Source organism: Pseudomonas sp. ANT_H4, from assembly GCF_008369295.1.
Lineage (GTDB): Bacteria > Pseudomonadota > Gammaproteobacteria > Pseudomonadales > Pseudomonadaceae > Aquipseudomonas.
In genome coordinates this window covers 91,079-117,233 of record NZ_VOBG01000015.1, presented here as the reverse complement: position 1 = coordinate 117,233, position 26,155 = coordinate 91,079, and the positions used below count along the sequence as shown (strand labels likewise).

Genomic DNA, 26,155 nt, shown 5'->3' with positions numbered 1-26,155 from the left:
CCTTTCTCTACGGCCAGATGCCATCACCGCGCCTGCGGTTACTCCGCTACACACTTCTTATCGAATAAAACACGCACTATTTTGGAGCGTCAGTTTTTGACGATGCTCTTTCCTGGATCAAAATCCACGGCGAAACCACCACCGCCCATACACCTGGATCACGCGCCACGAGGTCCAATGCCCGCGTCGCAGACACTTCGCCAAGACTCCCCGAGGCCAGCCAGGCAGCGACTTTCTCGTGATTATCTTCGGCCATCCCTTCGGCGGCCTCGATCAAATCCAGGCTGGCGTCGACCCACAATAGGGCACCCTTGGCAAAGAACGGCTCAAGCTCCTTCCAGAAAATTTCGGCGGTTTCGCCGAGCAGCTTGGCATAGAGGGTGCTAGGTTCTTGCGTCATGGGAGTTCACCTGAGGAAAAAATCGGCGCAATCATACCGTCGTGCCTTGGTCAGAAAAACCCAGTTGCAAATGAGTCATCGATTGAAAGTGTCAGCAAAGCCAAGGATTGCCCGAAACTCTGGCATTACCCCGCCGCTATTCTGTCTTTTTCTTTCATTTAAGCGACATACCCGGCATTTGTCCCCAGCAGCCAGCTTTTCAAGCGATCAACCGGCGCTCTACACTGTACCGGTACAGTTGCCAGGGTGCTGCCGGGGGGATATCCGAGATATCTGATCCGGTTCTGCAGCTCGCAAGGCCGCTAGAACTATAAAAAATACAACAGTAAGAGTGGAGCACTATGAATAAGGCTACTAAGCAGATTTCCAAACTGTTTGCCGCTATGGTCCTGGCCGGGGTTGCCAGCCATTCGTTCGCAGCTGACACCATCAAGATTGGCATCGCCGGCCCTAAAACCGGCCCGGTAGCCCAGTACGGCGACATGCAGTTCAGCGGCGCAAAAATGGCCATTGAACAAATCAACGCCAAGGGCGGCGTCAACGGCAAGCAGCTTCAAGCCGTTGAATACGATGATGCCTGCGATCCGAAACAAGCCGTGGCTGTGGCCAACAAAGTCGTCAACGACGGCATCAAGTTCGTGGTTGGTCACCTGTGCTCCAGCTCCACTCAACCGGCTTCGGACATCTACGAAGACGAAGGCGTGATCATGATCACCCCTGCCGCCACCAGCCCGGACATCACCTCCCGTGGCTACAAGATGATCTTCCGCACCATCGGCCTGGACAGCGCCCAGGGTCCTGCGGCCGGCAACTACATCGCCGACCACGTGAAGCCGAAAATCGTCGCGGTACTGCACGACAAGCAGCAGTACGGTGAAGGCATCGCCACCGCGGTGAAGAAAACCCTGGAAAGCAAAGGCGTGAAAGTTGCCGTGTTCGAAGGCATCAATGCCGGCGACAAGGACTTCTCCTCGATGATCGCCAAGCTCAAGCAAGCCAACGTCGACTTCGTCTACTACGGCGGCTATCACCCGGAGCTGGGTCTGATCCTGCGTCAATCCGAGGAAAAAGGCCTGAAAGCCAAGTTCATGGGGCCGGAAGGCGTGGGTAACGACTCCATTTCGCAGATCGCCAAGGACGCTTCCGAAGGCCTGCTGGTGACCCTGCCGAAATCCTTCGACCAGGACCCTGCCAACGTCGCCCTGAAGGCTGCGTTCGAAGCCAAGAAGGAAGATCCGAGCGGTCCGTTCGTGTTCCCGTCCTACTCCGCAGTTAAAGTGATCGCCGATGCAATCACCGAAGCCAAGAGCGAAGACTCGGCCAAAGTGGCTGAAGCCATCCACGCGGGTACCTTTAAGACCCCGACTGGCGACCTGAGCTTCGACGCCAAGGGCGACCTGAAAGACTTCAAGTTTGTGGTTTACGAGTGGCACTTCGGCAAACCTAAAACCGAAGCTTCCCCTCAGTAAGGTTCTTCATTACTGACTGCCAACAAAGCCCACGGTGCGCCGTGGGCTTTGTTTTACGAATGTAATGGGCCGCGCTTGCGTGATCCGCAAGTCTCCCCACCTGAAAATCTCAAAACCGTCATCAGCGGTTCGCTGGCAAACCTCATGTTCGAAGTGGATGCAGATCTACGGGGCTTGAGCGGGAAAATGACTCCACCAGTGAAATGCGTATCAGGTTTTTAGGAGCGCTGTAATGCCTGACATCTATCACTTCTTCCAGCAGTTGGTTAACGGCCTGACCGTTGGCAGCACGTATGCCCTGATCGCCATCGGCTATACGATGGTTTACGGCATCATTGGAATGATCAACTTCGCCCACGGCGAGGTGTACATGATTGGCTCTTACGTGGCGTTCATCGCCATCGCCGGGCTGACCATGATGGGACTCGACAGTGTCCCGCTCTTAATGACCGTGGGCTTTCTCGCGAGCATCGTCGTCTGCAGTGCCTACGGCTACAGTATCGAACGGATCGCTTATCGCCCCTTGCGTGGCAGTAACCGTCTTATCCCGCTGATCTCCGCCATCGGCATGTCGATTTTCCTGCAGAACACCGTTCTGCTGGCGCAAGACTCCAAGGACAAATCCATCCCCAACCTGATCCCCGGCAACATCTCCTTCGGGCCAGGTGGCGCACATGAAGTGCTGATTTCCTACATGCAGATCGTGGTGTTCGTGGTGACTCTGATCGCCATGCTCGGCCTGACCCTGTTCATCTCCCGTTCACGCCTGGGTCGCGCCTGCCGCGCCTGCGCCGAAGACATCAAGATGGCCAACCTGCTGGGTATCAACACCAACAACATCATTGCCCTGACCTTCGTCATCGGTGCCGCGCTGGCCGCCGTCGCGGCAGTGCTGCTGAGCATGCAATACGGCGTAATCAACCCCAACGCCGGCTTCCTGGTCGGACTCAAGGCCTTCACCGCTGCCGTTCTCGGTGGCATCGGCAGTATCCCCGGCGCGATGCTCGGCGGGCTGGTGCTGGGTGTGGCCGAAGCGTTCGGTGCCGACGTGTTCGGCGACCAATACAAGGACGTCGTCGCATTCGGCTTGCTGGTACTGGTGCTGCTGTTCCGGCCAACCGGCATCCTCGGCCGTCCGGAGGTTGAAAAGGTATGACACGCAATCTTAAATCGGCGCTGTTCAGCGCCTTGCTGGTGTGGGCCGTGGCCTATCCGGTTCTGGGTTTGAAACTGACCATCGTCGGTATCAACCTGGAAGTTCATAACACCAGCACTGCCACGCTGCTGACCATTGCCGTGTGCTCGCTGCTGATGTTCGTGCGGGTATTTTTCCATGCGCAAATCAGCGCAGCCTGGAAATCCTCGCCCAACATGCCGCTGATCCCGGCCAAGGCCAGCAACTTCCTGACCCTGCCAAGCACTCAGCGCTGGATCATCCTCGGCCTGGTGATGGTGGCATTGGTCTGGCCGTTCTTCGGCTCTCGCGGCGCGGTGGATATCGCCACGCTGATCCTGATCTACGTGATGCTCGGCCTTGGCCTGAACATCGTGGTAGGCCTGGCGGGCCTGCTGGACCTAGGTTATGTCGGCTTCTATGCCGTCGGCGCCTACAGCTACGCGTTGATGTCCCACTATTTCGGCTGGGGCTTCTGGATCTGCCTGCCACTCGCCGGGATGATGGCCGCCACCTTCGGCTTCCTGCTGGGCTTCCCGGTGTTGCGCTTGCGGGGCGACTATCTGGCCATCGTGACCCTAGGCTTCGGTGAAATCATCCGTCTGTTGCTGCGCAACATGACCGACCTCACTGGCGGCCCCAACGGCATCAGCAACATCGACAAGCCGACTTTCTTCGGCCTGACGTTTGAGCGCAAGGCTGCCGAGGGCATGCAGACCTTCCACGAATACTTCGGCCTGGAATACAACTCCATCAACAAGGTGATCTTCCTTTACCTGGTTGCGTTGTTGCTGGCCCTGCTGGCGCTGTTTGTGATCAACCGCCTGCTGCGCATGCCCATCGGGCGCGCCTGGGAAGCGCTGCGTGAAGATGAAATCGCCTGCCGTGCCCTGGGTCTGAATCCTACCGTGATCAAGCTCTCGGCCTTCACCCTAGGCGCCGCGTTCGCCGGTTTTGCCGGCAGCTTCTTTGCTGCTCGTCAGGGCCTGGTGACTCCGGAGTCGTTCACCTTCATCGAGTCGGCGATCATCCTCGCCATCGTCGTACTGGGTGGCATGGGCTCGCAGTTGGGCGTGATCCTGGCGGCCGTCGTGATGATCCTGCTGCCGGAAATGATGCGTGAGTTCAGTGAATACCGCATGTTGATGTTCGGCGCCATGATGGTGCTGATGATGATCTGGCGTCCTCAAGGCCTGCTGCCCATGCAACGTCCACACATGGAGTTGCGCAAATGAGCCGCGAGATCCTGAAAGTCGAAAACTTGAGCATGCGCTTCGGCGGCTTGCTGGCGGTCAACCGCGTGGCCCTGACCGTAAAGGAAAAACAGGTCGTGGCGTTGATCGGCCCTAACGGTGCCGGCAAGACCACGGTATTCAACTGCCTGACCGGCTTCTACAAGCCCAGCGGTGGCAGCATCCTGCTGGACGGCCAGCCCATTCAGGGCCTGGCCGGCCACGAGATCGCCCGCAAGGGCGTGGTGCGCACCTTCCAGAACGTGCGCTTGTTCAAGGACATGACGGCGGTCGAGAACCTGTTGATCGCCCAGCATCGTCACCTGAACACCAACTTTCTGGCGGGCCTGTTCCAGACCCCCGCGTTCCGCAAAAGCGAACGCGAGGCCATGGAATACGCCGCTTACTGGCTGGACAAGGTCAACCTCACCGAGTTTGCCAACCGTCCTGCCGGGACTCTTGCCTACGGTCAGCAACGTCGCCTGGAAATTGCCCGCTGCATGATGACCCGCCCGCGGATCCTCATGCTCGACGAACCCGCCGCCGGCCTGAACCCCAGGGAAACCGAAGACCTCAAGGCGCTGATCGGTGTGCTGCGTGAAGAAAACAACGCGACCGTGCTGCTGATCGAACACGATATGAAACTGGTCATGAGCATTTCCGACCACATCGTCGTGATCAACCAGGGCACGCCACTGGCCGACGGAACGCCGGAACAGATCCGCGACAATCCGGAAGTGATCAAAGCCTATTTGGGGGAAGCGTAAATGCTGCAATTCGAAAACGTTTCCACTTTCTACGGCAAAATCCAGGCCCTGCATGACGTCAACGTCGAAGTGCGCCAGGGTGAGATCGTCACCCTGATCGGCGCCAACGGTGCCGGCAAATCCACCCTGCTGATGACCTTGTGCGGTTCGCCCCAGGCTCACAGCGGTAGCATCCGCTACATGGGTGAAGAACTGGTGGGCCAGCATTCCTCGAACATCATGCGCAAGAGCATTGCCGTGGTGCCGGAAGGTCGTCGGGTGTTTGCCCGCCTGACAGTGGAAGAAAACCTGGCCATGGGCGGGTTCTTTACCGACAAGGGCGATTACCAGGAGCAGATGGACAAGGTGTTGCACCTCTTTCCACGGCTCAAGGAACGCTTCAGCCAGCGTGGCGGCACCATGTCCGGCGGCGAGCAGCAAATGCTCGCCATCGGTCGGGCACTGATGAGCAAGCCCAAGCTGTTGCTCCTGGACGAGCCGTCCCTGGGGCTCGCGCCGATCATCATCCAGCAGATCTTCGACATCATCGAACAACTGCGCAAGGACGGTGTAACGGTGTTCCTGGTGGAACAGAACGCCAACCAGGCGCTGAAAATCGCCGACCGCGCCTATGTGCTGGAAAACGGCCGGGTGGTGATGCAGGGCAGCGGTGAACAACTGCTGACCGATCCGAAGGTGCGTGAGGCGTATCTGGGCGGTTAACCAAGCACGGCATTACAAAAACGGCCTTCGGGTCGTTTTTTTGTTCCTGTCGCGGATCGTCCCCATCATTCTGGATGGCCGGGTTTGAGTTATTTTCAAACGAGTTTGTAACGATCCCTACCCCCCTTTCTCTAGTGGTGTAAGCAAGCACAAACGCTTCCTTACTCAACCCACTGCTGGAGAAACACCATGACCACCACCACTCGCTCACTGTCCGCCGCCACCCTCGTCCTGGCCCTGGGTTCAGCCCTGAGCCTGAGCGCCCTGACCACCACCGCCCACGCAGCCGATGACATGGAAAAATGCTTCGGCGTCGCCTTAAAAGGCAAGAACGACTGCGCTGCGGGCAAAGGTACTTCCTGTGCCGGCACCTCGAAAATCGACTTCCAGGCCGATGCCTGGAATCTGGTTCCCACAGGCACCTGCACTACTTTGGAAAGCAAAACTTCGCCCACAGGTTTTGGCCAGATGGAAGCCTTCAAAGCCAAGTCCTGAAACCACGCAAGCCTGAGTACTGACGATGACGCTTTCATCTTTGCCCAGCATCTCCCAGGCTCAGGCGCCCGGCCTCCCTCTCCGGGCGGGCCTGGGGCTCAAGAGCGAGCACTTCACGCAAGTGCTCAAGACCTTGCCCGACATCGGTTTTTTTGAAGTCCACGCCGAAAACTACATGGTGGCCGGCGGGCCTTTTCATCACTACCTGAGGTTGATCCGCGAACAGTATCCGCTGTCACTGCACGGCGTCGGCCTGTCCATCGGCGGCGAAGGTGCGCTGAACCGCGAGCACCTCGCACGCCTGGCCACACTGATCGAACGCTATCAACCCCAATCCTTTTCCGAACACCTGGCCTGGTCCAGCCATGGCCCGGTGTTTCTCAATGACTTGTTGCCGTTGGCCTATGACAACGCCGCACTCGACCGAGTGTGTGAACACATTGATCAGGTACAAACCACCCTCAAGCGGCAAATGCTGCTGGAGAACCCGTCGACGTACCTGCAGTTTCGGCGCTCCACGCTGGACGAAACGGACTTCATCAGCGAAGTCGTTCGTCGCACCGGCTGCGGCCTCTTACTGGACGTCAACAATGTGTACGTTTCATGCATCAACCACCAGCGCGATCCCCTTGCCTACATCGATGCCTTGCCGCTGTATGCCGTAGGTGAGATTCATCTGGCAGGTTTTGCCGAAAACACCGACAGCCTCGGTGATCGCCTGCTTATCGATGATCACGGCGCGCCTATTGATAACGCCGTATGGCGCCTCTATCAGCACGTCCTTGAACGCATCGGGCCAGTTGCCACCCTGATCGAGCGAGACAACCAGGTGCCCGCATTTGCCGTGTTGCACGCCGAAGTGCACAAGGCCGACCAGTACCTGCAGGCCATCGAGGTGCGTTCATGAGCTGGCAGGACTCGTTTGCCAAGGCGCTGCTGGCGTCGGACCCGGTATGCCCTGAAGGCATTTTCAGCAGCAACGGCGCCGATCCGGCCAGTCGCTTTGCGGTCTATCGCAACAACGTCCACAGCTCCTTGATCAACGCGCTGGCAGATGGTTATCCGGTTATCCGGCAACTGGTGGGGGATGAGTTTTTTCAGGCCATGGCCGGAGTTTATGTCCAGGCATTCCCTCCCACTAGCCCGGTGCTCAACGAATACGGCAGTGATTTCGCAAGCTTCATCCAGGGTTTTGCACCCGCTTCCAGCCTGCCTTACCTGGCCGATATGGCGCGGCTGGAGTGCTTGCGGGTGAGGGCCTATCACGCGACCGACACACCGGCACTGGATCAGCAAACCGTGATTGCGAATCTGCAGCATCAATCGTCTTTGGGAAATCTGTGCCTGCAATTACACCCGTCCCTCGCCACCTTGAACTCGGCCTACGCCGTAGTGGCGTTATGGGCTGCGCACCAGACGGAGTCATCCCTGTCCACCCTCAACCCCTTGCATGCACAAAGAGCCCTGGTCCTGCGCAACGGCCTGGAGGTCGAGGTCTTCAGCGTCGACATCGGTTCGGTGGCGTTTATCAACAGCCTGAACAACGGTTGGCCGCTGGAGATGGCCGTGGCTTGCGCCCTCGACGCAGCCGCCGAATTCGACCTGCACAAATGTCTGGCGCTGCTGATTGGCCACGGAGCCATTACTCACTTGCACACCGAAAAGAAGGTACAACCATGAACACCCATACACCGAGCCGGATCGCACGGGTCATCCAGTGCTTCGAGAAAATCCCCTACAGCTTGATCGCCTTTGTCGCACGTTTTTCCATTGCGGCAGTGTTCTGGAAATCCGGCCAGACCAAAGTCGAAGGCTTTGCCGTGGACCTGATCGACGGCGCGTTCAACCTGGGCGTCCCACGCTTGGCGAATTCCACCCTGCCGCTGTTTCGCAGTGAATATCAGGTGCCCCTGCTGTCGCCGGAAGTGGCGGCGCACATGGCGGCTTTCGCCGAGCACTTTTTCCCGATCATGATCCTGATAGGGTTCGCCACGCGCTTTTCGGCATTGGCACTGTTAGGCATGGCCCTGACTATTCAGTTGTTCGTCTACCCGGATGCCTACCCGACCCACGGCACCTGGATTGCCCTGCTGCTGCTATTGATGTCCAAGGGGCCAGGGCGCTTGTCCATTGATCAGTTGATTGCCCGGCGCTACCGCTAAAGTTGATCCAGGGCCTCGCCACTGCGTTTGAACCAGCCCACCAGGTAGTTCGCGAGCACCTGGGTGCGTCTCGGCAAGCCACCCTGATAGGGATGGACCAGATACATCGGCATGCTGCGAGTCTGATAGTCGCGCAAGAGCCAGCGCAGTCGGCCGTCAGCCAATTCCGCCTGCAATACGTATGACGGCAGACGCGCGATGCCGGCGCCCACCAGTGCCGCTTTTTTCAGCAGGTTGTAATGGTTGGAAGCGAAGGTCCCGGACACCCGAACACGCAACAGTTCATGTTGCTGGTGATACAACCACTCTTCGCGGCCACTGTAGTGGCTGTTGAGCAGACAGCTATGCCCGACCAGGTCCGCTGGGGTCGCCGGCTCGCCATGCTGTTCCAGATAGGCCGGGCTGGCGCAGGTCATCTCGTGCCAGGCCAGCAATGGCTTGGCCACCAGCCGCTCATCGTTGGCAACTTCTGAACGCACTGCCAGATCAAAGCCATCCCGCGCCAGGTCGCGATAACTGTTGTTGAGCTCCAACTCAATCTGCACCTGCGGGTACTGCCGGGAGAACTCCAGCAACAGGCCGTCGAAGAAGGTTTCGCCCAAAGAGACCGGAACCGTCATACGCACGGGACCGGCCAAATCGTCCTTAAGCCGGGCCAACGCCTGACGCGCCCGCTCGACCTGGACCACCAGTGCTTGGGCTTGAGGCAATAACGCCGCACCCGCCGCCGTCAGGCTAAGCCTGCGGGTGGTGCGATGCAGCAACACCACGCAAAACTGCGCCTCCAATTGGCTGATGCGCTTGGACAGCTGGCCTTTGCTGCAGCCCAATTGCTGGGCCGCCAAGGTAAAGCTGCCAGCTTCGATCAACACCGCAAACGCCGCCAGGTCATCCATTTCGCTCACTGGATTGTTTCCAATTGAAAACCAAAGGTTGCCCATTAGTGCGCTTATCAGCAGAAAAAACCACTCTAGACTGAAGGCTCACCTGAACAACTGGAGGAACGACACGATGAAAATCCTACTGATTGGCGCCAGCGGCACTATCGGCTCGGCGGTCAAGGCAGAACTGTCCCAGCGCCACGACGTGATCACCATCGGTCGCAAAAGCGGCGATTTCCAGGTCGATATCAGCGACAGCGCCTCGATCCGCACGTTGTTCCAGCAGACCGGCACGTTCGATGCTCTGGTCTGCGCTGCCGGCAACGTCAACTTCGTGCCCTTGGCGGACATGAGCGAAACCGACTTCGACCTGGGTTTGCAAGACAAGCTGATGGGCCAGGTCAACCTGCTGCTGATCGGCCGTGAGTTCGCCAACGACGGCGCATCGTTCACCTTTACCAGCGGCATTCTCAACCGCGACCCGATTCGCATGGGCGCCTCGGCAGCCCTGGTTAACGGCGCCCTTGATGCATTCGTAAAGGCCGCAGCAATTGAGTTGCCACGGGGACTGCGCATCAACTCGGTGAGCCCAAACGTGCTGCTGGAAGCCATGGGCAGCTATGCCCCGTACTTTCGTGGCTTCAAGCCGGTGCCGGCGGCGGATGTGGCATTGGCCTACGCGAAAAGTGTGGAAGGCATGCAAACGGGGCAGACATACATCATTGGTTGAACTCAACGTGTGTCCCAGGCTTGTGATGCACCCTCAGCCTGCGTAACGTGGCGGCACTTATCAGGAGACCCGATAATGCGTGCCGCCCGTACCCTCATTCTTTTTGCCCTGCTACCGCTGTTCACCGCCTGCCAGATGTTCGACAGCGAGCCGGCCAAGCCCTCTCTCACGGGCCTGACCCGCATGCAGGGTGAGCTAACGGCCATCGGTGATAAACTGCTGTTCCAGCCCTGCCACGACCAACGTAACTACGTGGTCAATGACACTGGCGGCACCAGCATCCTCCAGGAAGCGGCCTCCCTGGCCGGCCAGCAAGGCGCGCTGTTCGCCGACCTACGGGGCAAGTTCTCCGGCGTCGCCACCGGTACCCAAGGCCAGGTCGACCTGCAACAACTCTATCGCGTCGAGCGTTCGACCTCGGCCTGTGACGACCCCGACTTCAAGCGCATGATCCTGCGCGCCAATGGCCACAAGCCAGCCTGGTCGCTGAGCGTCACCGCCAAGGGCATGGTGCTGATACGTGAAGGCCAGCCGCCGTTGCCGGTGCCTTATGTGGAAGAGCAGTTGGGTGATGGCCGTTTCAACCTTATGACCGAAGCCAACAACCAGCACATCGAACTGTGGGTCGCCCCACAGCGTTGTGTCGACAGCGTCAGCGGCAGCCTGCAACACATGAGCGCCGAGTTGCGGGTAAACGGCCAGGTGCAGCGTGGCTGCGCAGCGTTTGGTGGCTCACGGGACGACTGATTCGGCCCGGCGCTGTTTTAACATGACGGGAAACCGCCGTTGGGGCTTATAATCGCCGGTTTGCAAAACTGCCGGCCTCATCAAACGCCGCACACCGGATCCTGTCATGCTACGAATCACCGAACTCAAGCTCTCCATCGACCATCCCGAAGAAGACCTGCGGCCCGCCATCGTGCAGCGCCTGGGCATCGCCAGTGATGACCTGCTCGATTTCACCCTGTTCAAACGCAGCTACGACGCCCGCAAAAAAACGTCGGAGCTGTGCTTCATCTACACCGTCGATCTGGACGTCAAGGGCGAAGCCGCCCTGCTGCTCAAATTCGCCGATGACCGCAACATCAATCTGGCACCCGACGTCAGCTACAAAGTCGTGGGCCAGGCACCGCAAGGTCTGACCGAGCGGCCAATCGTCGTCGGCTTCGGCCCCTGCGGGATTTTTGCCGGGCTGTTGCTGGCGCAGATGGGCTTCAAGCCGATCATCCTCGAACGTGGCCGTGAAGTGCGCCAGCGCACCAAGGACACCTGGGGCCTGTGGCGAAAAGGCGTGCTCAACCCCGAATCCAACGTGCAATTCGGTGAAGGCGGCGCCGGGACCTTTTCCGACGGCAAGCTCTACAGCCAGATCAAGGACCCGAAATTCCACGGGCGCAAAGTCCTGCACGAGTTCGTCAAGGCCGGCGCTTCGGAAGAAATCCTCTACGTCAGCAAACCGCACATCGGTACGTTCCGGCTCACTGGCGTAGTGGAAAACATGCGCCATCAGATCATCGCCATGGGCGGTGAAGTGCGCTTTGAACAGCGCGTGACCGACGTGTTGATCGAAGACGGCCAGTTGAACGGCGTCGTCATCGATGGCGGCGAGCAGATTCTTTCGAAACACGTGATCCTCGCCCTGGGCCATAGCGCCCGCGACACCTTCCGCATGCTCCACGGTCGTGGCGTGCACATGGAAGCCAAGCCGTTCTCGGTGGGCTTTCGTATCGAGCACCCGCAGTCGCTGATCGACGCCGCACGCTTGGGCAAGTATGCCGGGCACCCGAAACTGGGCGCTGCCGACTACAAGTTGGTACACCACGCCAAGAACGGTCGTTCGGTCTACAGCTTCTGCATGTGCCCTGGCGGCACGGTAGTAGCAGCGACCTCCGAACCAAACCGTGTCGTGACCAACGGCATGAGCCAGTATTCGCGTAACGAACGCAATGCCAACTCCGGAATCGTGGTGGGTATAACCCCCGAAGTGGATTATCCGGGCGGCCCCCTGGCGGGCATCGAGTTGCAGGAGCGCCTGGAGTCCCACGCATTCATCCTCGGTGGCAGCAATTACGACGCCCCGGCGCAACTGGTGGGTGACTTCATCGCTGGCAAACCGTCCACGGTTATCGGCAGTGTCGAACCGTCCTACAAGCCAGGCGTGGCCCTAGGTGACTTGGCCCTGGCCTTGCCGGACTTCGCCATCGAGGCCATCCGCGAAGCCTTGCCCGCATTCGAGAAGCAGATCAAAGGCTACTCGTTACACGATGCGGTCCTGACCGGGATCGAGACCCGCACTTCATCGCCGCTGCGGATTACTCGCGACGAGTCGATGCAGAGTGTGAACGTGAAAGGCCTGTTTCCCGCCGGTGAAGGCGCGGGTTATGCCGGTGGGATTTTGTCGGCGGGTGTCGATGGGATTCGGATTGCCGAGGCGCTGGCCCAGGATATATTGGCCAGCCAGGGCTGAAGCTGCAAGCTGCAAGTTAGAAGCAGGTGCTGACCTGCTTTTTCTTGTAGCTTAAAGCCTGCCGCTGCCCCTCAAATATTGGCGCGCGACACGCTGTCCGGCAGCGCCTCTCCTCGCTCGACACTGGCCGCAACGGTTGCGATCAACCCCTCCAGTTCATACCCCTGCCCCGCCAGCCATGCCTGGTCGTAATAGGTGGTGCCATAACGCTCCCCGCCATCACACAAGATGGCCACGATCGACCCCGACTCCCCCGCCGCCTTCATCTGCTGCGCAGCAATCAACGCCCCAATCAAGTTGGTGCCGCTGGAACCACCTACCCGCCGCCCCAAACGCTGCGCCAAGTAGTGCATAGCTGCCAAGGACAAGGCGTCCGGCACCTTGACCATCGCGTCGATCACTTTTGGCAGGAACGACGCTTCCACCCGAGGCCGACCAATACCTTCGATCCGCGAACCGCAGTCCAAACGCAAGCTCGCATCCCCGGTCAGGTAATAGTCAAAGAACACCGAACGCTCGGCATCGGCGCACAACACACGGGTGCAATGCTGGCGATAACGCACATAACGCCCCAGCGTCGCCGTGGTGCCTCCGGTGCCAGGGCTGGAAATCAGCCAGCTCGGCTCTGGATGGCGCTCGAAACGCAGCTGCTGGAAGATCGACTCGGCAATGTTGTTGTTCGCTCGCCAGTCGGTGGCACGCTCGGCGTAGGTGAACTGGTCCATAAAGTGACCGCCACTTTCCTGGGCCAGACGCTCAGACTCGGCGTAGATTTGCGTGGGGTCCTGCACCAGATGGCTCTTGCCACCATAGAAGGCGATCTGAGCAATTTTTTCCTGGGAGGTGGTGGCCGGCATCACCGCGATAAACGGCAAGCCCAGCAAACGGGCAAAGTACGCTTCGGAAATGGCCGTGGAGCCACTGGACGCCTCGATCACCGGCGCGCCAGCCTTGAGCCAGCCATTACACAGGGCGTAGAGGAACAATGAACGAGCCAGCCGGTGTTTCAGGCTGCCGGTGGGGTGGCTGGACTCATCCTTGAAGTACAACTCGATACCCGGCAAGCCCGGCAGCGGCAGGGGAATCAGGTGAGTGTCGGCACTGCGCTGGAAGTCCGCCTCAATGATGCGAATGGCTTCGCGGGCCCACGGTCGGTTGTCGCTCATGATCGGTTTCTCTAAGGGTTTCAGCTTCGATCTTAGGATGTTTCCTACATTTCACACAGATACAGTCCAGACTCAACTGGACACATAACTGCTAGGCTTTGGCGCAATGTCGACCAAGCACCCGCCTTATAACAAAAAAGAATATAACTTTTGTTTTAACAACTAACGGTACGAGTTAGGGTACTCCCCTACTGAACCTTGATTGGAGAGCATCCCTTGCCTCTGCGTAGCACTTTCACCCGTTTCTTCCAGCTGGAAGCCGCCAGCGGTCTGCTTCTGATCGCTGCTGCCGCTTTGGCACTGATCATCAACAATTCGCCGTTGTCGCACTTTTACGCGAGCTTTCTCGACGTCCCGGTGGTCGCACAAATCGGCGCGCTGAACATCGCCAAGCCGGCGCTGTTGTGGATCAACGATGGCCTGATGGCCCTGTTCTTCCTGCTGATCGGCCTTGAGGTCAAACGCGAAGTGCTCGACGGCCAATTGTCCAAGCCCTCGCAAGTGGTACTGCCCGGTGCGGCAGCCATCGGCGGCATGGTCGTACCGGCACTGATCTACTGGGCGCTGAACAAGGACAACCCGGCAGCCCTAGGCGGCTGGGCGATTCCCATGGCCACCGACATTGCCTTCGCCCTGGGCGTATTGGCCCTGCTGGGCAAGCGCGTGCCGGTGTCGCTGAAGTTGTTCCTGATGACCCTGGCCATCATCGACGACCTTGGCGCGATCATCGTTATCGCGATATTCTACTCCACCGACCTGTCCGGGGCTTCATTGGCCGGTGCGGCGGCGTGCCTGATCGCCTTGATTGCGATGAACCGGCTCGGTGTCGTCAAGCTGGGGCCTTACATGATCGTCGGGCTGATCCTGTGGGTCTGCGTGCTCAAGAGTGGCGTGCACGCCACCCTGGCCGGTGTGACCTTGGCGTTCTGCATCCCGCTGCGCACCAAAAATGCCGAACCTTCGCCACTACTGACCCTGGAACACGCACTGCATCCCTGGGTGGCCTACGCGATCCTTCCGCTGTTCGCCTTTGCCAACGCCGGCGTCTCGCTGACCGGCGTCAACCTGGAAAGCTTCACCCACCACGTGCCAATGGGCATCGCCGCAGGCCTGCTGTTGGGCAAAACCGTCGGCGTGCTGGGCTTCACCTGGGTTGCGATAAAAACCGGCCTTGCCGTGCTGCCCAATGGCGCCAATTGGGGCCAGGTGTTGGGCGTGGCGATACTGTGCGGCATCGGCTTCACCATGAGCCTGTTTGTCGGCTCGCTGGCATTTGTGCCGGGCAGCAGTGAATACGCCGGTATGGACCGGATGGGCATCCTGACCGGTTCGATATTGGCGGCGTTGATTGGCTATGCGGTGACGGCGATGGCCAGTCGCAAGCAGGCACTCGTTCAAGCGTAATCTCTTCTGGAGCCGGCTTGCCGGCTCCAACCTGCTCTCGGCCCATTCGGCGCTATCTCACAGAACCGTCCTACATCCACCCTCCGCTGCTTGCAATAACGTCGTGCTCCCGGCTCCAACGCCGGACGTCGTTATGAGGCAAGCCTGGAGGGCTCGATGGCAAACAACAAGGATGTACCCCAGGTATGGCGGTCCTATGGGACCGGTACCGGTGGTTACCGACGCCTCGAACACATGAACGAGCGCGAACTGGCTGATCGTGAGGCCAGCCAACTTTCATACGAAGCGATGCTTGCCCGCCAGGAGGCCTACGAGGCTAGGCGCAAAGTGGAGCCGCCGCCAACGCCATTGCCCATGGTCGGTTGTGTATTCGCCAAGTCCTGCAACCTGCCGGACGCCCTCATCGACTACAACAATCCGTCCGGTTACATACCGCTTGATCGCATAGGGGACTATGGCGAACACGTGCTGCTCGGTGGCTGTGAGACAGACAGCGAGGGGCTGCTGCCGCTCAAGAAGATTAGCGGTAGCGCACTCCCGGCAGGACTAGGGACTCTGGCACTGAGAGGGTCCGCGGTTGGCGGGGCGTCCAGCGTTGCAGCCGGTGCAGGAGCAGTCGGCGCAGGCCTGATGCTTGGGATTGCAGCACTTATCTGGCCTTCCAGCCTAGGCGACAGCGCGCTCTACAACGACCGTCAACTGCGGTCAATGCCACGGGCACGCTCAAGGGATACGCCTTCTACACGGGGAAAAATCGTGAATGGGAGATGGTCGATGTTGTGAAGTTTGGCTTGCGCGGCACGCAGCAGGTCGCGGACTTGGGCGACGGGATTGAGCTGATCTGGACGCCTGCCATCGATCCCGCTGACACCCTTGGCATTCCTGCACTGGAAGCTGCGCCGCAGGCGCCGCAAATCTGGGTGTACCCGCCGACCGAGAAGGCCTCCAACATCATCGTTGACCCGATCTACCCGCCGAAATACAAGGATTTCATCCTGGTGTTTCCGGCGGATTCGGGGATTAGGCCGCTATATATCGTCGTAAACCTGAGGTATGTGGATGCTTCTTACCACGGAAAAAAAGATAACTCTATCAAAAGCAAAAAACCGACTAACGGCTTAGATGCTCTTAGTAACTCGGTAGAGCTGAATCCGCCAAATTCGCGTAGACGGATAGGGATTGACCCACATACAAATGAATTCGTCGTTATTGATCGAACCTCAGAAGGCGAATATCACGGTCATGTAAGGTTGTGGAGTGAGCTACGCCAGGAGATGAAAAACGCTTTAATAAAAGCGAACAAAACAAATCGGAAAGGAAAAATTCTGGGAGCTGAAAAATGAGTATGCGCTATCACGACCCGTCGTTGAGCCGCAATGAGGCTATTAGCTTTCTCGCAACCAAAGACCTGAACAAGGTAACGGAAGCACTAATATCCATCGGGCTTAACGAGACAGACGCTACTTGGGCACAAGAAACCTGTCTCCAGTATGTGAGCAATCCTGATGAGGATATCGCGTCAGCTGCCATCATTGCGATAGGCCACATTGCGCGCCGTTTCGGTGAGCTGAACATGGCGAAAGTTGCGCCAGCACTGCAACAAGCAAAAAGAAAATCACCTTTTCTGAGTGGTGCCGTACAAGACACGCTTGACGATATCCAGATGTTCACCTGATCCCCCAAGACTTACACCCAACAAAAAACCCCAACCAGCCACCCGGTTGGGGTTTTCTTTTACTGCTGCCTTACTCTTAACGAGTAACGCGGCTGGTGCCGTCAACCGTCATGATGCGCACACGATCGCCGATGCGGAAGATTTCATTTTCCTGAACGGCCTGGACATAGGCGCGCATGCTGCCGTCGTCTTCGCGAACGGTGATTTCAACGCCTTGGGTGCGGGTCAGGCCTTCTTCGGTGGCCGAACCCAGCAGGCCGCCAGCAACGGCGCCGATGACTGCGGTCACAATGCTGCCACGACCGCCGCCGATGGCGCTGCCGCCGACGCCGCCGATGACTGCACCAGCAGCACCGCCGATTGGAGTCTTGGTGCCTTCGATCTTCACTGGGCGCAGGGATTCGATGGTGCCCATGCGAACAGTCTGTACACGACGCGCTTCGTCACGGGAGTAGGAGTCGCCGGTCAGACTGGAGGCGCAGCCACCCAGCAGCAACGACATGGTGGTAAAGCAGGCAACCAGCAAAACAGACTTACGCATAGCATCAACTCCAAAGGACAGGTATTCATTAAACTCCGCAGCTTGACGCCTGTCACGGCATGGCCCGCAGAAAATTGCTTTCATTCAGCCCCAGTACAGACAGGCTGTATCGCAAACCTCGACGAACGGTAGCACCTTCGCCATCACAAGGATTTTCATGGACTACTTCATCATTGTAGCCACCACCGTTGCCGGCCTGTACTTCCACTGGTGGTTGTACGCCAGGATCAAGCGCTGGATGGACCGAGACCTGGCGTTGTCCCTGGCCGGAGATGATCCGCACAAGCGCACCTTCATGCTGCAACAGTTGGACCGCGCCAGAAACGAGAAGGTCAAACGCAAGAATTTGCCGCAATGGCTGCAAGACGCTGCGCAGCAGTACCCATCCAAAGCCTCTGAATAGAGGCTTGGGCCTTCTGCGCAACATTTAGATGGGGTAACGAAAGCTACTTTCAGGGTGCCAGCCGCTCACGGGTCCAGTCGGCACCCTGTAAGCGGAAGTTCAAGCGATCATGCAGGCGACTCGGGCGGCCCTGCCAGAATTCGATGCGCTCCGGCAACAGGCGATAGCCGCCCCAATGTTCAGGACAGTCAGGCTGCGTATCGCTGAAGCGTTGCTCGGTAGCCTTGAGCAAGTCCTGCAACTCTTCGCGATCACGAATGACTCGGCTTTGCGGTGATGCCCACGCCCCCAGGCGGCTGCCCAGCGGGCGAACCTGGTAGTAAGCATCCGACTCCTCGGGCGTCACCTTGAGCACCCGGCCCTCAATCCGAACCTGACGTTCCAGGGTTGGCCAGAAGAATGTCATGGCGGCAAAGGGACGAGCCGCCAGTTGCTCACCCTTGGCACTCTGATAATTGCTGAAAAAGGTAAAGCCCTGTGCATCCAGCCCTTTGAGCAGCAGGACCCGGCAATGAGGCCGACCGTCCTGGTCGACCGTCGCCAGGGTCATGGCGTTGGCTTCTACTGGTGGCTGCTCGGTCTTGACCGCCTCGCTGAACCACTGGTGGAACAAGGCAAACGGTTCATCCGGGGCCTGGGCCTCGGTCAAACCGTCCCGTGTGTAGTCACGGCGCATATCAGCCAAGGCTTGGGTCATGCGGCTTTCCTTCTCACTCAATCAGTTTTTTGCCTGGTCGCTGGAAGCAGCTTTCTTCGCTGGCGCTGCCGCCTTGGCCGGCGCTGCTTTTTTCGCAGCAGCTTTGACTGGCGCTTTTTTGGCGGCCGGCTTGGCAGCGGCTTTCTTGGCGGCTGGAGCTTTTTTCGCGGCAACGGCCTTTTTAGGGGCTGCAGCGGCAGGTGCCGGAACGTCCTGCACCGCGATCAGTTCAGGTTTCGGCGGGTTACCCGAGTTGTACTTGCTGAGCAAGGCCAACATGGTGGTGCGCTGGGTAAACATGATTTCCATGCGACGGTTCAGGGCACGGCCTTGGGTACTGTCGTTGGCTGCACGGGGCATCATGTCGCCCATGCCACGCAGCATCAGGCGGTCTTGCCTCAAGCCGCTGAGGCTGAAAATAGAAGCGATGGACTGTGCACGTTCCTTGGTCAGCGCCTGGCTCTGTGGCGCGGCACCAGTGGCATCGATATGGCCCAGGACCAGCACGGCGGTCTTTGGATCACCTTCAACAGCCTTGGCAACCCGAGTGAACGGGCCCAGGGTCACCGGCAGCAACATCGCCGGGCGCTTGGGGTTGTAGGAGCCGTCGACCGGGGCGATCACCACCAGGACGTTGTCGCGACGCTCAAGTTGCAGGTTGCTGTCCTTGATGGCAGCGCGCAGGCGCGGCTCATAGTCATCCAGCCAGGCTTGGGTGATTTTCGGGTCTGGCATCGGGACGTTGGTTACGTCGACCTTACTCAGGGGTTTTGGCTTGCTTTCAAACGGCCACCACCACTTGGTGCCGGTATCGGTCTTGGCGACGACGGGTGCACCAGTCGGTGCAGGCGTTGCAGCCTTGAGGTCGGCTTTGAGGTCAGCCTTGGCATCGGCAGCCTTGGCATCAGCGCTTTTCGAGGAGAAAGGCCACCAGCTGGAACCGGTGTCCGCCTTGGCAACTGGCGCAGGTGCCGCAGCTGGGGTTACAGGCGCATCAGCCTTGGCAGTCGCGGCAGGCTTGGCAGCCGGTTTGGCATCAGCCTGGGGAGCGGCGTCCTTGGTCGCGGCCTTGTCGGAACCCAGTGACCACCAATGCCCGCCTTCGGCATCATTTTGTGGAGTTTGTGCACAGCCAGTAATAGTGAGGCAGAGCGCCAGTGCCAAAGACTTGTTCGATAACATGAGATATCCACAAAATGAGAAAAAATCAGGGGCCTGAATGGCCCGTTAAACAGACGCGTCTAGAACAATAAAGTTACAACATTTCGCCCAGCGTCTTTTGGCCTAGCGTTTTATGTCAGCGTCTTTGTAACAAAAAAACGCCAAACAGCAAGCTATTTACAGACAACCGGCCAATATTCTTACCAACTTTTGCGCCCGTGGGTCCATAAGTACATAAGGCCCCAGTGTATTGGTCACAAAACCAAACGCTACATCATATTCCGGATCGGCAAACCCCACAGAACCACCGGCTCCAGGATGCCCAAAGGCACGTGGGCCAAGGCCAAACGTCGCATTAGGCACGTGTGGTTGATCCAACATGCAGCCCAGGCCAAACCGGGTTTTCGTCAATAAGGTTTTATCTTCACCGATACTGTGCTCGCGGGTGAGTTGCTCAAGCATGTCGGCTTCCAACAAACTACCGTCCAGCAGACCACTATAAAAACCCGCCAGGCTGCGGGCATTACCGTGACCATTTGCCGCCGGCTGCTGCATGCGCCGCCATTCAGGTTTGTTAGTGCTGGTCAGAATAGACGGTGGATTGGTAAATGCACGGGTCGTCATGGCCGTAGGTTCACGCATTGTTACTTGCAGTAAACGCTGGGCCGCTTCATCACCAACATTGCCTTTACCGCGGGCAATATGGGCAACCCGATAAAATTCTTCGTCCGCCAATCCGACGTGAAAGTCCAGGCCCAATGGGCGTGCAACCCTCGCCACGATGGACTCTCCCGGGCCACGGCCGTCAGCACGACGCAGCAACTCCCCCACCAGCCAGCCATAGGTGATGGCGGCGTAGCCATGGCCTTCTCCGGGCTTCCACCAGGGTGCTTCGGCGGCCAAGGCATCAGTCATCATTTGCCAGTCATACAGCGCTTCGGCCGGCAGCGTCTCGCGCAGCGCGGGCAAGCCGGCCTGATGGCAAAGTAATTGGCGCAAGGTGATGGATTCTTTGCCAGCAGCGGCAAATTGTGGCCAGTAGTTGGCAACGGGAGCATCCAGTTGCAATTTGCCTTCGGCAACCAGCTGCAGAGCCGTGACGGCGGTGAAGGTCTTGGTGCAAGAAAACAGGTTGGCGATCGTGTCGCTGTGCCAGGCCTCTGCACCGTCCTTGTCGGCAGTACCGGCCCACAGGTCCAGGACAGTTTCCCCGCCAACCTGGATGCACAGCGCCGCGCCGCGTTCCTGAGGGTCGTCGAACAGCGCGGCAAAGGCTTCACGCACTGCTTCGAACTGAAGTTCGTAATGACCCTGAATCTGCACCTAAATCCCCCTCGGAAAAGTCCTGCATAAAGTGGCGGACATTGTTCCAGCCATTAAGGAATTTGGGAACCCGTCGCCGTCATGATTGATGGGCTGGAGCGATCAGTGACCGTTCCCCGAATGCCCACCGGCATGACCGCTGCCCTGCCCGGCGGCCTTATCTTCATGTCCAGGTTTCCCACCCTCACCCACATGGGCTGCAGCCTTGGCTTTTTCCGCGTCCTTGCCCAATTGATCAATCGCCGCAAGGTTGCTTTTACGCACGCTGTCGACAAAACCCTGGAACGGCACGTCAGTGATCCCCACCAAACCGAAGTGGCCGTTTTCACCGTCCAGCAGGCGACCGGTGACCGGCTGGTCCAGATACTGGAACCAGTGCACGCCGACAATCGAGGGTTCAGCCATGGCCTGCTTGAGGAAGTTGGCGTAAGCCGGGCCACGGTCTTCTTCTTTTGCCAATTGCGTCACTCCGCCCCAGAGCGGGCCACGATCTGCGGAGCCAAAGTTGAACTCGGTGATCAACACCGGCTTGTCCAGTGTTCGCAAGGCCGCGAAGTCGTAACCGTCCTGGGGTTTGAGGGTGTACATGTTGAAGCTCAGCACATCGCAATACTGCGCGCAGGAGGCCACCGCTTCCGGAGTGCTGACGGCGTATCGGCCACCCAGCAGCAACTGGTTGGGCGCGTGCCATTTCAGCGCGTCGGAGATGGTCTTGAAGTAAGCATCGGCGAAGGTCTTTTGAAAGTATCTGAAGTCCGCTTCGATTTCCGGGTGTTCAGGATCGGGCATCGGCGGCACGAAGCCGGGGTCTTCCATCAGCTCCCAGGCCGGCAGGTCAATGCCCCAGGCTTTCGACAGGCCTGCCTGGTTACGGTACTTGTCTCGCAACTGCTTGAGAAACGCACGCTTGGCCGGCACGTCGGTGGTCATGCGCAGGGTGCCGTATGCCAGGGCATACCGAGATTTTGCGTCGTTACCGGGGCCGGCCCAGGCCAGTTCGTTGTCGGCAAAGAAGCCGATCAACCACGGATCGTCACGATGGTCGCGGGCGGCAATGGCCACGGCGCGTTCGGTGGCCATGGCAAAGCGCGGGTCGAACGGGTCGGGCATACCGCCCCACCAGTCGGTGCCGGTGCTGATGCTGGCGTAGTCGCCGACAATCGACAGCGCCAAGGTGTAGGGCACGCGGTCAGCCGTCCCCAGGTCGGAATCGCTCCAATTGCCCACCGTGTTGAAACCCCAGGCTTGCAAGCGATCCAGCGTGTGGCTAAGCCAGCGCTTTTGATCAAAACCTTCCGGCGTGCAAGGGGCAACAACAGGCCCGGTTTGCGCAGTATCGGCCTTGGCCGCCTGAGCTACACCAGCCTTGTCACTGGACGGCACGCAAGGTTGCCCGTAGGTGCGTTGCAGGTTCGCGCCATAGAAGTCATACCAGCGCCCGACATTGAAGCTGCGCCCTTGATCAGCGCCGTTGCCGCTGCGGTTATCGCCGCTGCCGTAGTATTTGTCGAAAGACTCACCGGACTTGGGCAGTGCACCAAACATCCACTCGCGGCCGGCGACGTAGGTCTGACTGTTGTCCGGAGTCACGGTGTTGACGCCCAGGGAATAGAACGGATGGCCCAGCGGGGTCACCAGATACCAGCGCCCGTCGCGCTTTTCAGTGTGGAAAAAGCCGCTAGCCTCGAAGGCCGGGCCTTTGGTCCAGCCGCCGAATTTGTCCAGCGAGGAACGGTCGCGCTCAGCGAGCCAACCTTTGAGTTGTTGCTGCTCCTTGGCCGCGGCGGCCTTGAGTTGCTCGTCGCTGCTGACTTTCTCCGGCCAGCGGGCCCGGTTGGACTGCCCATAGGTGTCCACTAAATCACCGTAGGCGGCCTTGAACACCGGCTCGCTGTCCTGCACGCCAAAACGCTCCAGCAGAATACTTTGGGCAACATTGGGCTTGATCATCGACAACGTGACCGACACCACCTGGCTACGGTCGATCTCACCGTTGCTGCTGGCCAACAACACCCGCTGGCCGTCGACAGTGATCGGCATCGGCGGCCCGGCCTTCATGCCCTGGCTCAAGGGCGAGTTGGCTTGCAGGGGAATCAGTAGGGTTTGCGCAGGGCCAGCCAGCAAGTCGATGCGGCTGACCAGAGTCTTGCCGTCATTGCTCTGGACCTTGACGTAGAGGGTCAACGCCCAGTCCATCGCACTCTGGATACGCAAGCTCATGGCGCTGGACTGCGACCAGTCCCAGGCACCACTTTGCGGGCTGAGTACCAGGCTCGGCTCGGCCGCCGGATTGAAGGTAATACGGCGCAGCACTTCGCCTTCAGGGGTTTGCTCGGCATTGTATTGCGGCAGGCTGGCGTCCTGGGTCGCCACTTTGACCACGTCGGCAGGACGGACAAAGTTGAACAGCGTTTGTTGTCCGGCAGGTGCCGCCAGTAACGGCGCGGCGAACAGCAAGGCAAAAATGGCGGGCAGCGAGCGAATCATACGAACAAGGTTCTCCCAAACGGCCGGTAAATGGCCTGATGACGTGAGTCAGTGACAGTGAGATAGACCACGAAGTGGGCGATTCCGCCCACTGTGGTTCAAGATATTTCGCGCCTGAACGGCGGCAAGGCATTGAGGATTGCTTTGCCGTAGCGCTGGGTGACCAGGCGGCGGTCGAGCAAGGTGATGGTGCCCCGGTCTTCTTCGGTCCGCAGCAAGCGGCCGCAGGCCTGGACCAGCTTCAAGGAAGCGTCCGGCACCGAGATTTCCATGAACGGGTTGCCGCCCCGGGCTTCGATCCATTCGGCGAGCGCCGCTTCGACGGGATCATCCGGCACCGAGAACGGGATCTTGGCGATCACTACGTGCTCACAATACGCGCCGGGCAAATCCACGCCCTCGGCAAAACTGGCCAGGCCGAACAGCACGCTGGAATCCCCGCCATCGACCCGTGCCTTGTGCTTGTTCAGGGTTTCCTGTTTCGACAGGTTGCCCTGGATAAACACTTGCTTGCGCCAATCACGGTCCAGGCCATCGAACACGTCTTGCATCTGTTTACGCGACGAGAACAACACCAGGGTGCCACGGGAACCCTCCACCAGCGACGGCAGGTCACGGATGATCGCTGCCGTGTGGGCCGGCGCGTCCCGTGGGTCGGCCTTGAGGTCGGGCACCCGCAACACACCGGCATCGGCGTGATGGAACGGGCTCGGCACCACGGCCGTGACGGCCTTTTTCGGCAGGCCGGCGCGCATGCGGAAACGGTCGAAAGTGCCCAGGGCCGTCAGCGTCGCCGAGGTAACCAAGGCCCCATAGGCAACATTCCACAGATTGCGTCGCAGCATTTCCGCCGCGAGGATCGGGCTGGCATTGACCTCGATATCGAACAGCGCACCGCTTTCCGACAGGGTCAGCCAACGTGCCATGGGCGGGTTGTCTTCCGGGTCTTCGACGGTAAACGCGGTCCACAACTCCCAGTTGCCCTGGGAACGGGACAGCAAGCTGCCGAACAACGGATACCACTCTTCGGCCTGGTTGCTGGCGATGCCAATGTTGACCTCGCCGTCCATGCCTTCCTTGAGCAAGTCGGTGAGACGGGTAAACAGGTCAGTCAGGCGGGAAAAGCCCTTCTTCAATTCGATACCCATTTCGCGCATGTGCTCAGGAATCATCCCGCCGACGAAACGGTGACGCGGGCGCTCGCGGCCTTCGACGTCTTCGCCGGGTTTGAAGTCTGCCACCTGCTCGCAGGCGCTGAACATGAACTGTTGCTGGGTCTTGATCTCCCGCGCCAGCTCCGGAACCTGCTCGATCAACTTGCCTAGGTCACCGGGCAGAGGGTGCTGGGCCAGCAACTTGGTGAGGTTCTTCGCGGTGGTTTCCAGCCAGTCGGCGGTGGAGCGCAAGCGGGTGTAGTGGGCAAAGTGGCCGATGGCCTTGTCCGGTAGGTGATGGCCTTCGTCGAACACGTAGAGCGTGTCGCGCGGGTCCGGCAGCACGGCGCCGCCACCCAGGGCCAGGTCGGCAAGGACCATGTCGTGGTTGGTAACGATAACGTCAACCTTGCCCATGCCTTCTCGGGCCTTGTAGAAGGCGCACTGGCCGAAGTTGGGGCAATGGCGATTGGTGCATTGGCTGTGATCGGTGGTCAGGCGCGCCCAGTCGGCGTCTTCCAGGGCAGTGGGCCAGTTGTCACGGTCACCGTCCCATTTGTTGCCTGCCAGTTTCTCGATCATGCTGGTGAACAGCTTCTGGCTGGCCTCATCCACCTCGATCTTGAAGCCTTCTTCTTCGAACAGGGATGCCGTGGCGGTTTGCGCATGGCCTTCCTGCAACAGCACATCGAGCTTGGACAAGCACATATAGCGGCCACGGCCCTTGGCCAGGGCGAAGGTGAAGTTCAGGCCGCTGTTGCGCATCAGGTCCGGCAGGTCCTTGTAGACGATCTGCTCCTGCAGGGCCACGGTAGCGGTGGCAATCACCAGGCGCTTGCCGGCGGCCTTGGCGGTGGGGATCGCGGCCAGGCTATAGGCCACGGTCTTGCCGGTACCGGTGCCGGCTTCGACAGCCACCACCGCCGGGTCGCCACTGCGCCGGCCTTCATCGTCGGTGTCGATATCCCCGAGGACCTTGGCGATTTCAGCGATCATCAGGCGCTGGCCGTACCGCGGCTTCAAGCTCTTGGCTTCGAGAAAACGCGAGTAGGCGCCCTGGATCGTGGTTTTGAGTTCAGTGCTGATCATGGATAGTCGGGCGCAAAAACGCTGGATAAATTTTCAGTGGTTCGGATCGGCCGCTATCATACCCCGCTAATTAATCCCGCGCAGAACGGAGTACCTCAATGACCGTCTTTAGCCTTGCTTACACCCTGCATGTTCTGGCCGCCCTGGTCTGGGTCGGCGGCATGTTTTTCGCCTGGATGATCCTGCGCCCGGCCGCCATGGCCGCGCTTGATGGCCCTGCCCGGCTGAAATTGTGGGTGAATGTGTTTCAACGTTTTTTCGTGTGGGTCTGGGTGGCGGTGCTGCTGTTGCCGATCAGCGGTGTCGGCCTGTTGCAACTGCGCTTCAACGGTTTTGAGACCGCACCGCGCTATGTGCAGGTCATGATGGGCTTGTACGTGGTGATGACGGCACTGTTTATCCGCATCCAGGCGCTGCAATTGCCTGAACTGCGCACAGCAGTGGCCGCTGAGGATTGGCCGGCTGGAGCGGCTGCGTTGGGAAAAATCCGTAAATTGGTGGGGATCAATCTGATTGTCGGGTTGGTGCTGATGGCAGTGGCTTCGGCACGACCGATGTTTTAACAACAGTCACCCG

General features: G+C 59.2%; 25 protein-coding genes and 1 pseudogene. 17 read left to right on the top strand and 9 right to left on the bottom strand.

Translation table 11 applies throughout. From position 1 onward, the window contains the following. Nucleotides 1–76: 76 nt before the first annotated feature. Nucleotides 77–400 carry a DUF2288 domain-containing protein gene (locus FQ182_RS19340; RefSeq protein ID WP_149413053.1) on the bottom strand — a complete coding sequence of 108 codons (324 nt, stop codon included), beginning with the start codon at nt 398–400 and terminating at the stop codon, nt 77–79. 341 nt (nt 401–741) lie between these two features. On the opposite strand from FQ182_RS19340, the gene FQ182_RS19335 reads away from it, so the two are divergent. The 9 genes from FQ182_RS19335 to FQ182_RS19295 all read left to right on the top strand — a co-directional run bounded on the left by FQ182_RS19335 (nt 742) and on the right by FQ182_RS19295 (nt 8,401). Next, nucleotides 742–1,869, top strand: a complete 1,128-nt coding sequence (locus FQ182_RS19335; protein ID WP_149413052.1) for a branched-chain amino acid ABC transporter substrate-binding protein — start codon at nt 742–744, stop codon at nt 1,867–1,869. 232 nt (nt 1,870–2,101) lie between these two features. Next, nucleotides 2,102–3,025 (top strand): high-affinity branched-chain amino acid ABC transporter permease LivH, encoded by a 924-nt coding sequence (livH, locus tag FQ182_RS19330; RefSeq protein WP_149413051.1) that lies wholly within the window; start codon nt 2,102–2,104, stop codon nt 3,023–3,025. Continuing rightward, nucleotides 3,022–4,278, top strand: coding sequence for a high-affinity branched-chain amino acid ABC transporter permease LivM (locus FQ182_RS19325; RefSeq protein WP_149413050.1), 1,257 nt, complete (start codon nt 3,022–3,024; stop codon nt 4,276–4,278). The genes livH and FQ182_RS19325 overlap by 4 nt, the downstream gene beginning before the upstream one ends. Next, entirely contained in the window at nt 4,275–5,042 is a 768-nt protein-coding gene (gene livG, locus FQ182_RS19320; RefSeq protein ID WP_149413049.1) for a high-affinity branched-chain amino acid ABC transporter ATP-binding protein LivG, read from the top strand. The genes FQ182_RS19325 and livG overlap by 4 nt, the downstream gene beginning before the upstream one ends. Next, entirely contained in the window at nt 5,043–5,744 is a 702-nt protein-coding gene (locus FQ182_RS19315) for an ABC transporter ATP-binding protein (RefSeq protein WP_133099355.1), read from the top strand. Between the two features lie 189 nt (nt 5,745–5,933). Beyond that, nucleotides 5,934–6,239 (top strand): DUF2282 domain-containing protein, encoded by a 306-nt coding sequence (locus tag FQ182_RS19310; RefSeq protein WP_149413048.1) that lies wholly within the window; start codon nt 5,934–5,936, stop codon nt 6,237–6,239. A gap of 25 nt (nt 6,240–6,264) precedes the next feature. After that, nucleotides 6,265–7,146 (top strand): DUF692 domain-containing protein, encoded by an 882-nt coding sequence (locus FQ182_RS19305; protein ID WP_149413047.1) that lies wholly within the window; start codon nt 6,265–6,267, stop codon nt 7,144–7,146. Beyond that, nucleotides 7,143–7,919, top strand: coding sequence for a DUF2063 domain-containing protein (locus FQ182_RS19300; RefSeq protein ID WP_149413046.1), 777 nt, complete (start codon nt 7,143–7,145; stop codon nt 7,917–7,919). The genes FQ182_RS19305 and FQ182_RS19300 overlap by 4 nt, the downstream gene beginning before the upstream one ends. Continuing rightward, complete coding sequence (locus FQ182_RS19295) at nt 7,916–8,401, top strand: DoxX family protein (RefSeq protein ID WP_149413045.1); 486 nt, start codon at nt 7,916–7,918, stop codon at nt 8,399–8,401. Before FQ182_RS19300 ends, FQ182_RS19295 begins: the two co-directional genes overlap by 4 nt. On the opposite strand, the gene FQ182_RS19290 is transcribed toward FQ182_RS19295, so the two are convergent. Next, entirely contained in the window at nt 8,398–9,306 is a 909-nt protein-coding gene (locus FQ182_RS19290; protein ID WP_149413044.1) for a LysR family transcriptional regulator, read from the bottom strand. The genes FQ182_RS19295 and FQ182_RS19290 overlap by 4 nt on opposite strands. A gap of 106 nt (nt 9,307–9,412) precedes the next feature. Between FQ182_RS19290 and FQ182_RS19285 the strand changes: the two genes are divergently transcribed. From FQ182_RS19285 to FQ182_RS19275, 3 genes are all read left to right on the top strand, one after another. Next, a complete protein-coding gene (locus FQ182_RS19285) occupies nt 9,413–10,012 on the top strand; it encodes a short chain dehydrogenase (RefSeq protein ID WP_149413043.1) in 600 nt (199 codons plus the stop codon). Between the two features lie 75 nt (nt 10,013–10,087). After that, nucleotides 10,088–10,759 carry a COG3650 family protein gene (locus tag FQ182_RS19280; protein WP_149413042.1) on the top strand — a complete coding sequence of 224 codons (672 nt, stop codon included), beginning with the start codon at nt 10,088–10,090 and terminating at the stop codon, nt 10,757–10,759. A gap of 106 nt (nt 10,760–10,865) precedes the next feature. After that, a complete protein-coding gene (locus tag FQ182_RS19275) occupies nt 10,866–12,479 on the top strand; it encodes an NAD(P)/FAD-dependent oxidoreductase (protein ID WP_149413041.1) in 1,614 nt (537 codons plus the stop codon). A gap of 71 nt (nt 12,480–12,550) precedes the next feature. Here FQ182_RS19275 and FQ182_RS19270 read toward each other — a convergent pair whose 3' ends face one another. After that, a complete protein-coding gene (locus tag FQ182_RS19270) occupies nt 12,551–13,645 on the bottom strand; it encodes a PLP-dependent cysteine synthase family protein (protein ID WP_149413040.1) in 1,095 nt (364 codons plus the stop codon). A 216-nt stretch (nt 13,646–13,861) separates the two neighbouring features. On the opposite strand from FQ182_RS19270, the gene nhaA reads away from it, so the two are divergent. The 3 genes and pseudogenes from nhaA to FQ182_RS19255 all read left to right on the top strand — a co-directional run bounded on the left by nhaA (nt 13,862) and on the right by FQ182_RS19255 (nt 16,724). Then, nucleotides 13,862–15,049 (top strand): Na+/H+ antiporter NhaA, encoded by a 1,188-nt coding sequence (gene nhaA, locus FQ182_RS19265; protein WP_149413039.1) that lies wholly within the window; start codon nt 13,862–13,864, stop codon nt 15,047–15,049. A 156-nt stretch (nt 15,050–15,205) separates the two neighbouring features. Next, a pseudogene (locus FQ182_RS19260) lies at nt 15,206–16,392 on the top strand (S-type pyocin domain-containing protein). Then, on the top strand, nt 16,389–16,724 hold the full coding sequence (locus tag FQ182_RS19255) for a hypothetical protein (protein ID WP_149413038.1): 336 nt from the start codon (nt 16,389–16,391) through the stop codon (nt 16,722–16,724). Before FQ182_RS19260 ends, FQ182_RS19255 begins: the two are co-directional and overlap by 4 nt. 76 nt (nt 16,725–16,800) lie before the next feature. On the opposite strand, the gene FQ182_RS19250 is transcribed toward FQ182_RS19255, so the two are convergent. Then, the gene (locus FQ182_RS19250; protein WP_133099368.1) at nt 16,801–17,265 is read right to left on the bottom strand and encodes a glycine zipper 2TM domain-containing protein; all 465 of its coding nucleotides are present in this window, start codon (nt 17,263–17,265) and stop codon (nt 16,801–16,803) included. A gap of 157 nt (nt 17,266–17,422) precedes the next feature. On the opposite strand from FQ182_RS19250, the gene FQ182_RS19245 reads away from it, so the two are divergent. Then, entirely contained in the window at nt 17,423–17,668 is a 246-nt protein-coding gene (locus tag FQ182_RS19245) for a hypothetical protein (protein WP_149413037.1), read from the top strand. Between the two features lie 49 nt (nt 17,669–17,717). Here the strand turns inward: FQ182_RS19245 and pdxH are convergent, their stop codons facing one another. From pdxH to dinG, 5 genes are all read right to left on the bottom strand, one after another. Continuing rightward, complete coding sequence (pdxH, locus tag FQ182_RS19240) at nt 17,718–18,365, bottom strand: pyridoxamine 5'-phosphate oxidase (protein WP_149413036.1); 648 nt, start codon at nt 18,363–18,365, stop codon at nt 17,718–17,720. Between the two features lie 21 nt (nt 18,366–18,386). Further along, nucleotides 18,387–19,547, bottom strand: coding sequence for an OmpA family protein (locus FQ182_RS19235; RefSeq protein WP_149413035.1), 1,161 nt, complete (start codon nt 19,545–19,547; stop codon nt 18,387–18,389). A gap of 156 nt (nt 19,548–19,703) precedes the next feature. After that, entirely contained in the window at nt 19,704–20,849 is a 1,146-nt protein-coding gene (locus FQ182_RS19230; protein ID WP_149413034.1) for a serine hydrolase domain-containing protein, read from the bottom strand. Between the two features lie 102 nt (nt 20,850–20,951). Then, a complete protein-coding gene (locus FQ182_RS19225; protein WP_149413033.1) occupies nt 20,952–23,336 on the bottom strand; it encodes a beta-galactosidase in 2,385 nt (794 codons plus the stop codon). A gap of 98 nt (nt 23,337–23,434) precedes the next feature. After that, complete coding sequence (gene dinG, locus FQ182_RS19220) at nt 23,435–25,579, bottom strand: ATP-dependent DNA helicase DinG (protein WP_133099374.1); 2,145 nt, start codon at nt 25,577–25,579, stop codon at nt 23,435–23,437. A gap of 98 nt (nt 25,580–25,677) precedes the next feature. Here dinG and FQ182_RS19215 point away from each other — a divergent pair, with 98 nt between their 5' ends. After that, entirely contained in the window at nt 25,678–26,142 is a 465-nt protein-coding gene (locus tag FQ182_RS19215) for a CopD family protein (protein WP_149413032.1), read from the top strand. Nucleotides 26,143–26,155: the final 13 nt, after the last annotated feature.

Excerpts from the sequence above, each read along its gene's own strand:
- FQ182_RS19340 (WP_149413053.1), bottom strand. The coding sequence starts at position 400 with ATGACGCAAGAACCTAGCACCCTCTATGCCAAGCTGCTCGGCGAAACC.
- FQ182_RS19335 (WP_149413052.1), top strand. The coding sequence starts at position 742 with ATGAATAAGGCTACTAAGCAGATTTCCAAACTGTTTGCCGCTATGGTC.
- livH (WP_149413051.1), top strand. The coding sequence starts at position 2,102 with ATGCCTGACATCTATCACTTCTTCCAGCAGTTGGTTAACGGCCTGACC.
- FQ182_RS19325 (WP_149413050.1), top strand. The coding sequence starts at position 3,022 with ATGACACGCAATCTTAAATCGGCGCTGTTCAGCGCCTTGCTGGTGTGG.
- livG (WP_149413049.1), top strand. The coding sequence starts at position 4,275 with ATGAGCCGCGAGATCCTGAAAGTCGAAAACTTGAGCATGCGCTTCGGC.
- FQ182_RS19315 (WP_133099355.1), top strand. The coding sequence starts at position 5,043 with ATGCTGCAATTCGAAAACGTTTCCACTTTCTACGGCAAAATCCAGGCC.
- FQ182_RS19310 (WP_149413048.1), top strand. The coding sequence starts at position 5,934 with ATGACCACCACCACTCGCTCACTGTCCGCCGCCACCCTCGTCCTGGCC.
- FQ182_RS19305 (WP_149413047.1), top strand. The coding sequence starts at position 6,265 with ATGACGCTTTCATCTTTGCCCAGCATCTCCCAGGCTCAGGCGCCCGGC.
- FQ182_RS19300 (WP_149413046.1), top strand. The coding sequence starts at position 7,143 with ATGAGCTGGCAGGACTCGTTTGCCAAGGCGCTGCTGGCGTCGGACCCG.
- FQ182_RS19295 (WP_149413045.1), top strand. The coding sequence starts at position 7,916 with ATGAACACCCATACACCGAGCCGGATCGCACGGGTCATCCAGTGCTTC.
- FQ182_RS19285 (WP_149413043.1), top strand. The coding sequence starts at position 9,413 with ATGAAAATCCTACTGATTGGCGCCAGCGGCACTATCGGCTCGGCGGTC.
- FQ182_RS19280 (WP_149413042.1), top strand. The coding sequence starts at position 10,088 with ATGCGTGCCGCCCGTACCCTCATTCTTTTTGCCCTGCTACCGCTGTTC.
- FQ182_RS19275 (WP_149413041.1), top strand. The coding sequence starts at position 10,866 with ATGCTACGAATCACCGAACTCAAGCTCTCCATCGACCATCCCGAAGAA.
- FQ182_RS19270 (WP_149413040.1), bottom strand. The coding sequence starts at position 13,645 with ATGAGCGACAACCGACCGTGGGCCCGCGAAGCCATTCGCATCATTGAG.
- FQ182_RS19255 (WP_149413038.1), top strand. The coding sequence starts at position 16,389 with ATGAGTATGCGCTATCACGACCCGTCGTTGAGCCGCAATGAGGCTATT.
- FQ182_RS19250 (WP_133099368.1), bottom strand. The coding sequence starts at position 17,265 with ATGCGTAAGTCTGTTTTGCTGGTTGCCTGCTTTACCACCATGTCGTTG.
- FQ182_RS19245 (WP_149413037.1), top strand. The coding sequence starts at position 17,423 with ATGGACTACTTCATCATTGTAGCCACCACCGTTGCCGGCCTGTACTTC.
- pdxH (WP_149413036.1), bottom strand. The coding sequence starts at position 18,365 with ATGACCCAAGCCTTGGCTGATATGCGCCGTGACTACACACGGGACGGT.
- FQ182_RS19235 (WP_149413035.1), bottom strand. The coding sequence starts at position 19,547 with ATGTTATCGAACAAGTCTTTGGCACTGGCGCTCTGCCTCACTATTACT.
- FQ182_RS19225 (WP_149413033.1), bottom strand. The coding sequence starts at position 23,336 with ATGATTCGCTCGCTGCCCGCCATTTTTGCCTTGCTGTTCGCCGCGCCG.
- dinG (WP_133099374.1), bottom strand. The coding sequence starts at position 25,579 with ATGATCAGCACTGAACTCAAAACCACGATCCAGGGCGCCTACTCGCGT.
- FQ182_RS19215 (WP_149413032.1), top strand. The coding sequence starts at position 25,678 with ATGACCGTCTTTAGCCTTGCTTACACCCTGCATGTTCTGGCCGCCCTG.